This is a genomic window from Pseudomonas savastanoi (assembly GCF_020917325.1).
In the GTDB taxonomy this organism is placed as follows: Bacteria; Pseudomonadota; Gammaproteobacteria; order Pseudomonadales; family Pseudomonadaceae; genus Aquipseudomonas; species Aquipseudomonas amygdali.
This window is the reverse complement of the sequence record NZ_CP076652.1, coordinates 2,966,201-2,983,435: the sequence shown is the minus strand read 5'-3', so window position 1 is coordinate 2,983,435 and position 17,235 is coordinate 2,966,201. Positions and strand designations below refer to the sequence as shown.

Annotated in this window: 1 protein-coding gene (running past one end of the window); it reads left to right on the top strand. The window is 61.8% G+C overall.

Features of this window, described 5'->3' with window-relative positions:
• A protein-coding gene (gene syrE, locus KP808_RS12755) for a syringomycin E biosynthesis non-ribosomal peptide synthetase SyrE (protein ID WP_230018770.1) crosses the window boundary here: on the top strand, positions 1-17,235 show its 3' portion. Its footprint begins 11,136 nt before the window's first position; the window shows 17,235 of its 28,371 coding nt (coding positions 11,137-28,371); its start codon lies off the left edge, out of view; it ends in the stop codon at positions 17,233-17,235.

The following is a 17,235-nucleotide window of genomic DNA, read 5'->3' as shown; positions in this document are numbered from 1 at the left end:
GCCGAGCGTAACCGGTTGTTGGAGACCTTCAACCAGACCCGCCAGGACTACCCGACTGACCTGTGCATTCAGCACCTGTTTGAAGCACAGGTACAGGCGCAACCTGATGCCATCGCCGTAGCTTTCCAAGCGCAGCGCTTGAGCTATGCCGAGTTGAACCGTCAGGCCAACCGTCTGGCTCACCACCTGATCGGCCTGGGCATCGGCCCGGATGATCGAGTGGCGATCTGCGTCGACCGCGGCGTGGAAATGATGATCGGCCTGCTGGGTGTGCTCAAGGCCGGAGCGGCTTACGTGCCACTGGACCCGGCCTACCCGGCCGAGCGCCTGGCCTACATGATCGAAGACAGTACGCCGTCGGCGTTGCTGACACAGCGTCACTTGCAGGAATATCTGCCGACTCTGAGCTTGCCACTGGTGTTGCTCGACGATGATCAGCGCAGCACGTTTACCGAGCGTGACGACAACCCGGTGGTGCAAGCCCTCGGCGTGCGCAACCTGGCCTATGTGATCTACACCTCGGGTTCCACTGGCAATCCGAAGGGCGTGATGATTGAACACCGTGGTCTGGTCAACTACAGCGTCGATGCTGCACGCCTGTTTGATCTGTCCCCAACCGACACTGTGCTGCAACAAAACACCCTTAACTTCGACCTCTCGGTAGAGGAGATTTTCCCGGCACTCCTGGCCGGTGCCACCCTGGCGCCGAGCCGCGAGATCTTCGGCAGTGAGGGCAGTGAAAATCACGGCATCTACCCAACCGTCCTGCACTTGACCGCCGCGCATTGGCATACGCTGGTGGCTGAGTGGCACAACCAACCGCAGGCTGTTGAACAACGCCTGGCTGAGGTGCGCCTTATCAACGTCACCGGCGACGCATTATCGGCACAGAAACTCAAGCTCTGGGACGAGATGCGCCCGGCACACACTCGCCTGATCAACACGTACGGTCCGACCGAGGCCACCGTTTCCTGCACCGCCGCCTATGTTAGTCATGACGCTGCGGCTGGCAGCGAAGGCAGCGGCAATGCGACCATCGGCAAACCGATGGCCAACACGCGCATTTACCTGCTCGACGAGCATCAGCAGCCAGTGCCCTATGGCGTGGCTGGTGAGATTTTCATCGGTGGCGACGGCGTGGCACGCGGTTACCTGAACCTTGAAGAGGTCAACGCCGAACGCTTCCTCGCTGATCCATTCAGCAACAGCCCTGATGCCAGGATGTACAAAACCGGTGACCTGGCGCGCTACATGGCTGACGGCCGTATTGAATACCTCGGCCGTAACGACTTCCAGGTCAAGGTGCGCGGTTTCCGTATCGAGCTTGGGGAAATCGAAGCCCGACTGGGTAATTGCAAAGGGGTCAAGGAAGCGGTGGTGGTCGCTCGGGAAGATAACCCGGGAGACAAACGCCTGGTGGCCTATGTGGTTGCCCAGCCGCAAAGCCAGCTTACAACTGCTGAACTGCGTGCCGAACTGGCACCGCAACTGGCCGAGTACATGCTGCCGAGCGCATTCGTGATCCTCGACGCCTTGCCGTTGACGCCGAACCGTAAGCTGGATCGCAACGCCTTGCCGGCTCCGGAAGCCAATGCCTTTGCCAGCCGCGAACACGTGGAGCCGCAAGGTGAAACCGAGATTGCGCTGGCGCAGATCTGGCAAAACCTGCTCGATCTGGAACAAGTGGGCCGTCATGATCAGTTCTTTGAACTGGGTGGCCACTCCTTGCTGGCGATGCGTCTGATTTCCCAGGTGCGCCATCAATTGGGCGTCGAACTGGATCTGGCCGCGCTGTTTGCCCATCCCGAACTGAGTACCCTGGCCGTGGCGATTGCTCAGGCCGGGCGCAGCAACTTGCCGGACATCGTGCCGGTGGCACGCGATCAGGCGTGGCCATTGTCATTCGGCCAGCAACGTCTGTGGTTCCTCGCTCAGATGGAAGGCGCCAGCGCGGCCTACCACATACCTGCCGGTCTGAGCCTGCATGGCAAACTGGACCTCAAGGCAATGCAACGGGCGCTGGAGCGCCTGGTTGCACGCCACGAAGGCTTACGCACCACATTCATTCAGGGTGATGACGGACAGCCGGTGCAACGCATCAGCTCGGTGGATGCCGCTTTCAACCTGCAACTGCACGACCTGCAAGGGCTGGCGGATGCCGAGGAACAACTTCAGGCGCTGGCCAGCGAAGAGTCGCTGCAAAGCTTCGACTTGCAACAGGGCCCGCTGATTCGTGGCCGCCTGATTCGCATGGCCGAGGACCATCACGTCCTGTTGCTGACCATGCACCATATCGTTTCCGATGGCTGGTCGGTTGATGTTCTGACCCGCGAATTGTCTGCTCTCTATGCAGCATTCAGTCAGGGCCAGGACGACCCGCTGGCGCCGCTGGAGCTGCAATACCTGGACTACGCCGTGTGGCAACGTCGCTGGCTGAGTGGCGATCTGCTGCAGCAGCAAAGCGACTACTGGCAACAAACCCTTGCAGACGCTCCGGCGTTGTTGATGTTGCCCACCGATCGTGCGCGTCCGGCGCTGCAGGATTACGCCGGCGCAGCACTGCCTGTCATTTTCGACAAAGACCTTACCCATAGCCTCAAGGCGTTGAGCCAACGTCGCGGCAGTACCCTGTTCATGACCGTCATGGCCGCTTGGGCCGGGCTGCTGGGACGCTTGGCGGGTCAGGAAGATGTGGTCATCGGTACGCCAGTGGCCAACCGCACACGCAGTGAAGTCGAAGGGCTGGTGGGCCTGTTCGTCAACACCCTGGCGATCCGTGTTGACCTCAGTGACAAGCCCACGGCAGAGACTCTGCTGGCGCGGGTCAAGCGGCAGACGCTCGATGCACAGGCGCATCAGGACTTGCCGTTCGAACAGGTCGTGGAAGTCATCAATCCGCTACGCAGCCTGTCCCACAGCCCGATTTTCCAGGCCATGTTGTCGTGGGAGCACAACGAGGCGTCTGATCTGACGCTCGGCGACATGACCCTGAAAAGCATTGAATTGGCCGCTGATACCGCTCAATTCGACCTGACGCTGGACATGGCCGAGGTGGATGAGCAACTGGTCGGCACACTGGAGTACGCCACAGCGTTGTTCGACGAGAGCACCATGCGGCGGTATCTGGGCTACTTCCAGCGTGTGCTGGAGGCCATGGTCGCCGACGACCAGCAGGTGCTGGAGCACGTAACCTTGCTGGGTGTCGACGAACGTGAACATCTGCTGGCGGGCCTCAACGCAACCGAGGCGCCCTACCCGCAGGACTGCACGATTCATCATCTGTTCGAAGAAAGGGTCCAGGCACAGCCCGACGCCATCGCCGTGGCCTTCGAGGCGCAGCGCTTGAGCTATGCCGAATTGAACTGTCAGGCCAACCGTCTGGCGCATCATCTCATCGGCCTGGGGATCAGCCCGGATGATCGAGTGGCGATCTGCGTCGAACGCGGCGTGGAAATGATGATCGGCGTGCTCGGTGTACTCAAGGCCGGTGCTGCCTATGTGCCACTGGACCCGGCTTACCCGGCCGAGCGTCTGGCCTACATGATCGAAGACAGTACGCCGTCGGCACTGCTGACCCAGCGTAATGTGCAGGAGCGTCTGCCAACGCTGGCCTTGCCGCTGGTGCTACTCGATGACGATCAGCGCGACACCTTCACCGAGCGTGACGACAACCCGCTTGTGGCAACTCTCGGCGCACACAATCTGGCGTATGTGATCTACACCTCGGGCTCCACCGGCGTGCCGAAAGGCGTAATGGTCGAGCATCGCGGATTGGTCGCCGTCAGCGCGGCGTGGAAGCAATTGTATCCGTTACACGCGCCACTCAATCACTTGCAGATGGCAGGGTTTTCCTTCGATGTGTTCAGCGCCGACCTGATCCGCTCACTGGGTTTCGGCGGCACACTGGTGCTGTGCCCGCGCGAGACCCTGATGGACCCGCCTGCGCTTTACCGCCTGCTGAGCGGAGAGTCGATCGGTTTTGCGGATTTCGTGCCGGCCGTGCTCAATGCGTTGCTGGCCTGGGTGGAAGAGACGGGTCACGACCTGTCGTTCATGCGCACCGTGGTCTGTGGTTCGGATATCTGGACCGCGCACAGCGCCCGGCAATTGCGCAAACTCTGTGGCAATCACGTGCAGATCGTTCAGGCCTACGGTGTCACTGAAGCCAGCATCGACAGCACCTGTTTCGAGTTCGAGGCAAACAGCCAGGTCGACGGGGTCTTGCCGATTGGCCGGGCACTGGCCAACACGCGGATTTATCTGCTCGATGAGCTTGGCCAACCGGTTCCACCGGGTGTTGCGGGCGAGCTGTATATCGGTGGCGCAGGTATTGCTCGCGGCTATCTGAATTTGCCGCAACTCACCGCCGAACGCTTCATGGACAGTCCCTTTGTCAAGGGCGAACGGCTTTACCGCAGCGGCGATATGGCGCGCTACCGGGCTGATGGCAATATCGAATTCCTCGGCCGCAACGATTCACAGGCCAAGCTGCGCGGGCTGCGTCTGGAGCTGGGCGAAATCGAAGCACGTCTGGCCGAGGTCGCGGGCGTGCGCGAAAGCCTGGTCGTGATTCGCGAGGACAGCAGCGGCACGCCGAAACTGATCGCGTATTTTGTGGAATATGCCACCCGCGAACCTGCCGGCCCTGCCCTTACCCCGCGCGCGCTTCGCCAGCACCTGCAACTCAACCTGCCGGAATACATGATCCCGGCAGCGTTCGTGAGCATGGACGCATTGCCGCTGAGTGCCAATGGCAAGCTGGATCGCAGAGCGTTGCCCGAACCGGACGCCGCAGCCTTCGATCAGCATGATTTCGAAGCAGCCGATGGACCGCTGGAGACGGCAGTCGCCGCAATCTGGGCCGATGTGCTGGGCGTCGCACAAGTCGGTCGGCATGATGACTTTTTCGCGCTCGGCGGTCATTCATTGCTGGTCATGCGTGTGCTGGCCCAGGTTCGTCAGCAATTGAATCTGGAGGTTTCACCGTCAGCGTTTTTTGCAGCGCCGGTTCTGCGGCAGTTCGCAGAGCAGCTGAGCAACACGCAGGGCAACGCTCGCCTGGCGATCACGCCTGTGCAACGTTCGGGTGCGCTACCGTTGTCGTTTGCCCAACAGCGCCTGTGGTTCCTCGCGCAACTGGAAGGTGGCAGCGCCGCTTACCATATTCCAGTTGGGTTACGTCTGCGCGGCAGCCTTGATCAGGCGTCGCTGCAACGCGCACTGGACCGTATCGTGGCCCGCCATGAGGCGCTACGCACGACCTTTGTACAAGAGCAGGGACAGCCTGCGGAGCAGCGTATCTCTGCCACTGAAACAGGTTTCAGACTGCAACTGCAGGTACTGGCCGGGCAGACCAATGCCGAAGACAAGCTGCTCGCCATCGCTGCACAAGAGGCCAGCGAGCACTTCGACCTCGTCAATGGCCCGTTGGTGCGCGGGCGTCTGGTGCGCATGGCCGATGACGACCACGTGTTGCTGGTGACCATGCACCACATCGTCTCCGATGGCTGGTCAACCGGGGTGTTGAACCGCGAGCTGGGCGCGCTCTATGCAGCCTTCAGTGAGGGGGCGGAGGATCCGCTGCCGGAGTTGCCGGTGCAGTACGTCGACTACGCACTGTGGCAACGTGACTGGTTGAGTGGCGACGTGCTGCAACAACAGCGTCAGTACTGGCAGCAGGCACTGGCCGGTGCGCCAGCCTTGCTGACCCTGCCGACCGATCGGCCACGTCCGGCGCAACAGGACTACAGCGGGCAGACGCTGGAGCTGGTGCTCGATACACAATTGACCCATGGCCTCAAGGCGTTGAGCCAACGATATGGCAGCAGCCTGTTCATGACGGTCATGGCTGCCTGGGCCGCGCTGTTGGCACGTCTGTCCGGTCAGGATGACGTGGTGATCGGTACGCCGGTGGCCAACCGTATGAGCGCCGAGGTGGAGAACCTGATCGGGTTCTTCGTCAACACCCTCGCTGTACGGGTCGACCTCTCGGGGGCCCCGCGCGTCGAAGCGCTGCTGCAGCAAGTCAAACAGCGGACTCTGGCTGCCCAGGCAAACCAGGACCTGCCATTCGAGCAAGTGGTTGAAGTGGTTCGACCACAACGCAGTCTGTCTCACAGTCCGATTTTCCAGGCGATGCTGTCATGGCAAAACAACGAGGACACCGCTCTGGTACTCGGCGACATGACCCTGCAAGGCGTCGCAGTGGCCGGTGATACGGCGAAATTCGATCTGACGCTGGACATCGGCGAGATGGACGGGCAACTGATCGGCACGCTGGAGTACGCCACTGCGCTGTTCGACGAAAGCACCATGCGCCGTTACCGCGGCTACTTCCTGCGTTTGCTGGAGGCCATGGTGGCCGATGATCAGCAAGTGCTGGAGCAGGTGCCGTTGCTCGACACTGCGGAGCGTGAGTACCTGCTGAAGGATATCAATGCCACCGAGCGCGCCTACCCGCTCGGTCAACTGATGCATCGCTTGTTCGAGGCTCATGCCGAGGCTGCACCGCATGCAATTGCAGTCCGCCAAGGTGAGCAAACGCTGACCTATGCCGAACTCGAAAGCCGCGCCAACGCCCTGGCTCAGCACCTGCGTCAGCACGGTGTGGGGCCTGGAACCCGGGTGGCGATCCTGCTGGATCGTTCGGTGGAATTGCTGGCCAGCATGCTGGCCACCCTGAAATGCGGCGCGGCGTATCTGGCGCTGGATCGCCTGGCCCCTGAAGAACGCCTGCGCTTCATGCTTGAGGACAGCGAAGCCATCATGCTGCTGAGCCGCAGCGACCTGACGGCACCTGAAATAACGCCAAGACTGGATCTGGACAGGCTGGATCTGTCAGCGCTGAGCCAGGGGCCAGTCGTGCTTGCAGATGACGTCGCAGGCGAGACCCCCGCGTGCATCATTTACACCTCTGGCTCCACCGGTCAGCCCAAGGGCGTGATCGTGACCCACAACGGCATTGTGCGTCTGGTTCAGGACAACGGTTACTACGACTTCTCGGCTGAAGACCGTGTGGCGTTTTCGTCCAACCCGGCATTCGACGCCAGTACTCCGGAAATCTGGGGTGCGTTGCTCAATGGTGGCCAGTCGGTGATTATCGAGTCCCATGTGCTGCTCGAGCCGGTGGCCTTTGCTGCCGTGCTCAAACGCCACAAAGTGACAGCCATGATCAGCTCGACCGCTTTGTTCAACCTGTATGCCGGGTTGATTCCAGAGGCGCTGGCAGGCTTGCGCATGATCATGTGTGGTGGCGAGCGGGCTGATCCGGCCTCGTTCCGTCGGGTCCGTGAACACTCCGCTCAGGTACGCCTGTTCAACGGTTATGGCCCGACCGAAGGCACCACTTGTGCCACCAGCTACGAAATCTTCGATGTACTGCCTGACACCCTGAGCCTGCCGATCGGCAAGCCCAACGCCAACGTGCGGGTCTATGTGCTTGACGCCCGGCGCGAGCCGGTGCCGATGGGTGTGGTCGGCGAGATCTACATCGGTGGTACTGGCGTTGCACTCGGCTACCTGAACCGCCCGGAACTGACCGCCGAACGTTTCAGCGACGACCCGTTCAGCCCGCAGGACAGTGCGCGGCTCTATCGCACCGGCGACCTGGCGCGCTGGTTGCCGGACGGTAACCTTGAATACATCGCGCGTAACGATGGTCAGGTGAAGGTCCGCGGCTTCCGCGTCGAGCTTGGCGAAATCGAAAGCGTCCTGCACCTGTGCGACGGCGTGCGCAACTCCGTGGTGGTGGCGCACGAGGCCAGCCCGGGTGACACCCGTCTGGTCGCCTATTACACCGTGCATGCGGGCGTTGAAGCACCTGACCCGGAGGATCTGCGTGCGCAATTGAGTGCCGGTTTGGCGGAATATATGGTTCCGAGTGTGTTCATGCGTCTGGATACCTTGCCGCTGACACTCAATGGCAAGGTCGACCTGAAAGCGCTGCCGGCACCGGACCTGAATGCCATGTCCGAGCGAATCTACGTTGCGCCGGAGAGCGCCACCGAACAGGCCCTCGCGGAAATATTCCAGGAATTGCTGAGCCTCGAACGAGTGGGTCGCCATGACGGCTTCTTCGAGCTTGGTGGCCACTCGCTGCTGGCTGCACAACTGGTTTCCCGGGTGCGTCAGCAACTGAACGGCGACATGGCGCTGCGCCAGCTGTTTAGTCATCCGACCGTGGCCGAACTGGCGAAGGTGGTCGATGGCCTGCAAGCGGTCGATTCCGATAGCATCGAACCCATCGGGCGTAACGCGCCGCTGGCACTGTCCTTTTCCCAGCAACGCCTGTGGTTCCTCGACAGGCTCGACCCTGGTGCCAGCAGCGCTTACCACATGCCGATGTCGCTGCTGCTGCGCGGCGAGCTTGATCACAGCGCGCTCAAGGCTGCGCTCGACCGTCTGGTCGCGCGTCACGAAAGCTTGCGCACCACGTTCGAGTTGCACGGCGAACAGCCGATGCAGGTCATCGCTGCGGCGGACAGTGGTTTCGCCCTGGCGGAGCAGGACTTGCGCTCGCAGCCTTATGAACAGGCCAGCCTCAGCGCTTCACGTATCGCCGACAGCGAGGCCGCTGCACCGTTTGACCTGCGCCAGGGCCCGCTGATTCGCGGGTGTCTGCTACGTTTGGCGGATGACGAGCACATGCTGTTGATCACTCAGCACCACATCATCTCCGACGGTTGGTCGGTGGGTGTGCTGGTCAGAGAATTTGCCGCCCTCTACCAGGCTTTCAGTCAGCATCAGCCAGACCCGCTGCCGGCCCTGTCGATTCAGTACGCTGACTACGCCGCCTGGCAACGCCGCACCTTTACGGGTGAGCGCCTGGCTAAGCAAGCCGGTTTCTGGCGTGAGCACTTGGGTGGTGCACCGACGCTGCTGTCGCTGCCCACCGACCGACCACGTCCGGCGGTGCAAAGCTATCGCGGTGGCAACGTGCCGTTCAAGATCGATTCAGCGCAATATCAGCGTCTGGAACGCTTCTGCCAGACCCACAACGTCACCCTGTTCATGGGTCTGCTCAGCGCCTGGTCGGTACTTATGGCGCGCCTAAGCAATGAGCGCGATGTGGTGATCGGCGTGCCCACCGCGAACCGTGGGCGCACCGAAACCGAGAACCTGATCGGCTTCTTCGTCAACACCCTGGCCCTGCGCGTTGATCTGGCGCAAAACCCGAGCGTGGCGCAACTGCTGCAGCAGGTCCGCCAGACCATTCTGGCGGCCCATGAGCATCAGGACATTCCGTTCGAGCAAGTGATCGAGGCCTTGCAGCCGCCGCGCTCCATGAGCCATAACCCGCTGTACCAGGTCGCCCTTTCGCTGGATAACACCAGCGTCGGTGGCGAGTTGAGCCTGCCGGGCCTTAGCCTGCATCCGATGTTGCAAGCCCATGAAACCGCGCAGTTCGACCTGATGCTGATCCTGGGTAGCGAAAACGGCACGCTGACCGGGATGATCGAGTACGCCAGCGACCTGTTCGACCACGCGACCGTCGAGCGCTTTGCCGAGCATTTCCATACCCTGCTGGAGGCGATGGTCGAGGATGTCGCGCAACCTGTGCTCGGCCTGCCGTTGCTCAGCCCTGCGCAACGCCTGGCCTCGCCTGCGCTACTGCAGCCCAAGGCGGTATTCGCGTCGGGTCTGATGGTGCATCAGCGCTTCGAGCAGTTCGCCGCCGCCCATCCGCAGAACATCGCGCTGGTCTTTGGCGGGCATGAGGTGAGTTACCAGGCGCTCAATCGCCGAGCCAACCGTCTGGCCCATGAACTGCTCGCCCAAGGCGTGCGTCCCGATGACCGGGTTGCGATCCTTGCCGAGCGTGGCACACAGATGGTCTGCGCGGTGCTGGCCGTGCTCAAGGCCGGTGCGGCCTACGTACCGCTGGACCCGACATACCCCACCGAGCGTCTCGGCTACCTGCTGACAGACAGCGCGCCGGTGGCGTTGCTGGCCCAGTCGGCCTGCCTCGACGTGCTGCCGGCACACAGCGTGCCGGTACTGACCCTCGGCGCGGATAACGACACTGCTGATTTGGCGGATGAATCGCTGGACTGCAACCCTGAGCCTGCTGCTCTGGGTCTGTCTCGCGAGCACCTGGCTTATGTCATTTACACCTCAGGGTCTACAGGCCTGCCCAAAGGTGTACTGGTGGAGCACGGCAACGTTGCACGCCTGTTCGACGCCACCGCCAGGCAATTCAACTTCGGCCGTGAGGATGTCTGGACGCTGTTCCACTCCTTTGCCTTTGACTTCTCGGTCTGGGAAATCTGGGGCGCGCTGTGTTATGGCGGCAAACTGGTCATCGTCCCGAGTGAGGTGGCGCGTTCGCCGGATGACTTCTACGCGCTGGTCTGCGAGCAGCAGGTCACCGTTCTGAACCAGACGCCAAGCGCTTTCCGCCAGTTCATCCAGGCCCGCGAACGCAGCCCGCGCGAGCATGCGCTGCGTGAAGTGGTGTTCGGGGGTGAGGCCTTGGATTTCCGCAGCCTGCAGCCCTGGACCGCACGTACACCGCTGTCGCGTACCCGTCTGGTGAACATGTACGGGATCACGGAAATCACCGTGCATGCCACCTACTACCCGATCAGCCAGGCGGAAATCGACACTGCCATGCCAAGTCTGATCGGGCCGGCACTTGATGACCTGTGCCTGCGTATCCTCGACGACTATCAGCAGCCGGTGCCGGTAGGTGTCAATGGCGAGATTTACATCGGCGGTGCCGGGGTTGCCCGGCATTACCTGAACCGCACGGAGCTGAATGCCGAACGTTTTATTGCCGACCCCTATGCGTTGCAAAGCGGCGCACGGCTCTATCGTACCGGCGACGTTGCGCACTATCGCAGCGACGGCGGCGTGGTCTACGTCGGCCGTAATGACTCGCAAATCAAGATTCGTGGCTTTCGTATCGAGTTGGGCGAGATCGAAGCGCAATTGCTCGCCTGCCCCGATGTCCGTGAAGCGATGGTCATCATGCGTGAGGATCGCCCCGGCGACAAACGCCTGGTCGCCTACCTGATTGCCGAGGACGGCACCGCTCCCGAGTCAGCGCTCCTGCGCAGCCAGCTGGCCAGCGTGCTGGCCGAACACATGCTGCCCAGTGCCTTTGTGACCCTTGAAAGCTGGCCGTTGACCACCAACGGCAAGCTGGACCGTGCCGCCCTGCCCGCGCCGGACCAGTTCGCCACGGTCAGTCGTGACTACCAAGCACCGCTAGGCGCTATCGAAACGACCCTGGCCGCTGCCTGGCAGGAATTGCTCGGGGTTGAACGTGTCGGTCGCCAGGATCACTTCTTCGAACTGGGTGGTCACTCCTTCCTCGTCATTAACCTGATAGAACGCTTGCGTCAGATCGGCCTGGTACTGGATGTGAGCACGGTGTTCTCGGCGCCAACCCTGCAAGCCATGGCCGCGGTCCTGGCGGGCGGCACTGCGGCGGAACGGGTCGCCCCGGCGAACCTGATTCCGGTCGATTGCACCGCGTTGACCCCGGACATGCTGCCGTTGGTGAAACTGACCCGGCAGGAACTGGAGCATATCGTTGCCGATGTGCCAGGCGGCGTCGCCAATGTTCAGGATATCTACCCACTATCGTCGTTGCAGGAAGGCATCCTGTTTCACCACCTGCTGCAGTCAGAAGGCGATGCCTACCTGATGCGCACCATAGCGACCTTCGACAGCCGTGCGTTGCTCGACAAATTCCTCGGCGCGCTGCAAGTGGTGATCAACCGCCACGACATCATGCGCAGTTCCCTGCGCTGGCAAGGTCTGCCGCAACCGGTACAGGTGGTGCATCGCCAGGCAACGTTGCCAGTCATTGAACTCGACACCGCGCCGGGTGAAGACGCCTTGCAGATGCTGCGCGACCGCACCAATACCTACCATATGCGCCTGGACCTGCAACAGGCGCCGCTGATAGCCGCGTATATCACGTACGATACCCGGCAGGAAAAGTGGCTGATGGCGTTGCTGGACCATCACCTCATCAGCGACAACGTCACCCTGCGCCTGATCATGGGCGAGATCCAGGCAGTGATGGACGGACGCGCCGACGCCCTGCCGCCATCCCAGCCGTACCGCAACTTCATCGCTCAGGCCGCATGTGTTTCCCAGGCCGAACATGAAGCCTACTTCCGTCAACTGCTGGGGGATGTCGACACCACCACTGCGCCCTACGGCGTGCTCGATGTGCGTGGCGGCGATGCAGCAATCCTGCGTTCGGTGCAGGATCTGAGCGACGACCTCAGCGCGCGGGTCCACAGCACCGCAAGGGCCCAGGGCGTACCAACTTCCGTGCTGTTCCACGCGGCATGGGGTTTGGTGGTGGCCGCCACCAGCGGCCGCGACGACGGGATTTTCGGCACCGTGCTTTCCGGACGCTCCCAAGGCACCTCTGGCGCCAACCATGCGCTGGGGATGTTCATCAATACCTTGCCGATGCGTATTCGCCTGCAACAAAACAGCGTGCGCGATATCGTTCAGGATGCCTACCAACAGCTCAGCGGCCTGCTGACTCACGAGCAGGCGCCTCTGGCCCTGGCGCAGCGCTGCAGCGCAGTGGATGCATCGCTGCCGATGTTCACAGTGATCCTCAACTGCCGTCACGGTGATCTGGTGAACACTGCCGGGAAAAACATCGAGGACATGAGTGAGGAGCAGGAAGGTATTCATTTCCTGGGCTCCGAAACCCGTACCAACTACCCGATCGAGATTGCCGTAGCCAATGAGGCCAATGGGTTCTCGCTGACAGCGCAGTCTATCAATGGCATCGACCCGCAGCGGATTGCCGCCTACCTCGGTCAGGCGGTTGCCGAGCTGGTCAACGCCCTTGAGCAGGATCCGGAACGCCTGGCAAGCAGCCTGGAAGTGGTCCCGGAGGACGAGCGGCAACTGCTGCTCAATAACTTCAACGACACCGCCCGTGAATTCGCTCCGGCAGTGCCGATCCATACCTTGTTCGAACACCAGGTCCGCTGCAATCCCGAGGCTGTAGCGCTGGTCTACGAAGACCGCCAATTGAGCTATCGCCAGCTCAACCGCCGCGCCAACCACGTGGCCCGACAGCTGCTGCAACTCGGTGTGCAGCCGGACGAGCGCGTGGCCATCTGCGCCGAACGCAGTCTGGACATGATTGTCGGCCTGCTGGGCGTGCTCAAATCCGGTGCTGCCTACGTGCCGATTGACCCTGCCCACCCGACTGACCGCATGGCCTTCATGCTGCAGGACAGCCAGCCGCGTGCGTTGCTGACCCAGAGCGCGCTCAGTCTGCCGGTCGGCGACACACCGCTGATGCTGCTGGACAGTGCTGAGTCGCTGCGGGCGGCGGATGATCAGGCGTTCGACGCCAATCCGTTGGTAGACGGCCTGACGGCGGAAAACCTGGCCTACGTGATCTACACGTCAGGCTCCACCGGCCAGTCGAAAGGTGTCATGGTCGAGCACCGTTCGGTGTTCAACTTCTGGAACGTGCTGACCCGCACGACCCACCAGCATTGCCCGACACCGGCCACCGTGGCGCTCAACGCCGGGTTCTTCTTCGACATGTCGATCAAAGGCATCTCGCAACTGTTCTCCGGCCACACGCTGGTGATCATCCCGCAACTTATTCGTGCCAACGGCAGCGAACTGCTGGACTTCCTGGAAGCCCATCAAGTTCATGCCTTCGACTCAACACCGTCGCAGCTCGACACCTTGCTCTCGGCCGGTTTGCTGGAACGCAGCAGTTACCAGCCGATCAGCGTGCTGTTGGGTGGCGAGGCGATCAACGCCAGCACCTGGGAAAAGCTGCGTAACTGCCAGACCATCCGCTTCTACAACATGTATGGCCCGACCGAATGCACCGTGGACGCGACCATTGATCTGATCCGCGACCTGGGTGAAAAACCCAGCATCGGCCGGCCTATTGCCAACGTCCAGGTGCATGTTCTGGATGCGCGCGGCGAACCAGCACCACTGGGCGTCGCCGGGGAAATTCATATCGGCGGTAGCGGTGTGGCCCGTGGCTACCTCAACCGTGACGAGCTGAGTGCCGAACGTTTCATCGTTGACCGGTTCTCCAGTATTGCCAACGCCCGCCTTTACAAAACCGGCGACCTGGGTCGCTGGCTGGCTGACGGCACGCTGGAATACATGGGCCGCAACGACTTCCAGGTGAAGGTTCGCGGTTTCCGTATCGAGCTGGGTGAAATCGAAAACGTTCTGCTGGCCGTACCAGGCATCCGCGAGGTAGTGGTGATTGCCCGCAACGACAGCCAGGGTGATTCGGAAAGCCAGCGCCTGGCTGCCTATGTCTGTGGCGAATCGGTGGCGGCCGAGCACTTGCGTAGCGAGCTGCTCAAGCATCTGCCTGAGTACATGGTGCCCAGCGCTTTCGTCCATCTGGACGCCCTGCCGCTGACCTCAAATGGCAAGCTCGACCGCCGAGCGCTGCCGGCCCCCGGTCAGGATGCGTTGGCCAGCAAGGCTTACGAGGCACCGCAAGGTGAAACCGAAGAGGCCATCGCCGAGATATGGAAAGCCCTGCTGAATCTGGATCAGGTCGGGCGCAACGACGGCTTCCTTGAACTGGGCGGCCATTCGTTGCTCGCGGTGCAATTGCTGTCGCGACTGCGACGCAAGCTCGGTACACGCATCACCTTGCGTGAACTGTTCGACGCACCGACCGTGCGTGGCCTGGCCTCATTGGTCAACGCCGCGGCGCCAAGTGAAGCGCAATCGATTCCCAAGGCCAACCGCTCGGGCCGCCTGCCATTGTCCTTCTCTCAGCAACGCCTGTGGTTCCTCGATCACCTGGATCATGCTGCCGGTGCGGCCTATCACCTGCCGATGGCCTTGCGCCTGACTGGGACACTGGACACGGCGGCCTTGCAGGCGACGCTTGATCGTCTGGTTGCACGCCACGAAACCCTGCGCACGCGCTTTGAGTTGGTTGACGGTGAACCGGTGCAGAAGATCGCCCCGGCCGATACCCGCTTTCCACTGTTGCACCAGGATCTGCGCGGCCTTTCCAGTGATGAACGCACGGCGACCCTGACCCGCCTGGGTCAGGAAAATGCCACGCAACTGTTCGACCTGACTCAGGGGCCTATGCTGCGCGGGCATCTGCTACAAGTGACGGATGCCGAGCATGTGCTGCTGATTACGCTGCATCACATCGTCTCTGACGGCTGGTCCAACAGTGTTCTGGCCCAGGAAGTGAGTGTGCTTTACAGCGCCTTCAGTCAAGGCCAGAAGGACCCGCTGCCAGCGCTGCCACTTCAATACGTGGATTACGCCGCCTGGCAGCGGCAATCCCTCGACGGACCTGCGCTGCAAGCCCAGATCGACTTCTGGCGCAAGCACCTGGAAGGCGCGCCAGGCTTGTTGAACCTGCCACTGGACCGTCCGCGTCCGGCCATCCAGAGTTACACCGGCGGGCTCGTCGAATTTATGCTCTCGCCAGAACTGAGTGCTGACTTGCGCGCCTTCAGCCAGGCTCAGGGCAGCACGCTGTTCATGGTCCTGCTGGCGGGCTGGTCGGTGCTCATGAGTCACCTGAGTGGCCAGAATGATGTGGTGGTCGGTACACCTGTCGCCAACCGTCAGCGTCCGGAGCTGGAGCCGATGATCGGCTTCTTCGCCAATACACTGGCATTGCGTGTGGCAACCGGCCGAGAGACGCGTCTGAGCGACATGTTCGGCCGGATCAAGGACCTGACGCTGGCTGCCTACAGTCATCAGGACTTGCCGTTCGAGCAAGTGGTCAGTGCCTTGCAGCCGACCCGCAGCATGAGCCACAGCCCGTTGTTCCAGGTGATGCTGAGCCTGGACAACACACCACCTTCGCTGCTGCAACTACCCGACCTGCAAGTCGAGTCGCTGGACAGCACCCATATCACCACTCAGTTCGACCTTTCGTTGTCGCTGGCAGATACCGGCGAAGGCCTGATCGGTGGCCTGCAATACGCCAGCGACTTGTTCGACATAACGACCGTACAGGCCATTACGCAGCTGTTTACCAGGGTCCTGGAGAATATGGTGACCGACGCACAGCAGTCGATCGGTCAGGTGCTGGATAACACGCCAGCGTTGCCACGTTCGGCTCATTCCGTGGCTGTCGCTGCGACGGTCGAGGAGGAACAGCCTGAGGCCCTCCCTTACGAAGCGCCCGAAGGCGACACCGAGATTGCCCTGGCCAACCTCTGGAAGGAGCTGCTCAAGCTGGACAACGTCAGTCGCCATGACGACTTCTTCAAGCTGGGCGGTATTTCGCTGATGGCGGTGCAGATGGCCTCGCGCTTGCGCAAGGTTCTCGGCAAACCAATCGCCGTCCGCGATCTGTTCATCGAGCCGACCATTGCAGGTTTTGCAAGAACACTGGACGGCCAGGCACGTCCTGGTCAGCACAGCAATCTGGTCCCGGTCCGGCGCACAGGCTCGCAAAAGCCGCTGTTCCTGGTCCACCCGCTGGGCGGCGAAGTGCAATACGTGCGTGATCTGGCCGCTGCAATCGACCCACAGGTGCCGCTCTACGGCTTGGCCGCCAGTGGTCTGGCGGCTGGAGAAACGCCGCTGTTTGAGGTACCGGCCATGGCTGCGCGTTACCTGGCGGCGATTCGCCAGGTGCAACCGAAAGGGCCTTACCGGATCGGCGGCTGGTCTGCAGGTGGTCTGATCGCTTATGAAATGGCCCGCCAACTGCAATCCAGCGGTGAACAGCTGGAGTTCCTCGGCATCATCGACACCTCCGCGCGTCTTGATCAGCAAGCGCAGGAGGCACTGAGCGAAGGTCAATTCCTGATGAGCTGGCTACCCGAGCAGCTCGAACCCGAGGTATTCCAGCAACTCACCGAGCTGGCCAGCACGGATGCCATCGATGAAATGCTGACACTCTGCATGGCACATAGCCTGCTTCCGGAGGAGCTGCCGCAGGACGTCGATGCCAACTTGTTACGCAGCCATCTAGCGGTGGCCTATGCGACCAATATCGCAATCGGTGCCTATGTCAGCCCACCCGCTCCGCTCTCGGTGACGCTGTTTACCGCCAGCGGGGAGGAGCGCAACGATCCGCTGCTGGGGTGGAGTGAGTTGCTTGAGACGCCAGTGAGCGTGACAGCGCTTCCCGGGACCCACGAGACCCTTGTCCGGGCGCCTCATGTCAGCACGCTGGGCCAGGCGATCTCCCGGGCGCTGAACAGGGAGCCGGCTCACAAGACCAGCAGAGAGGAGGTTTCACGTTCGATAACAGCGCCAGCTGAGTAG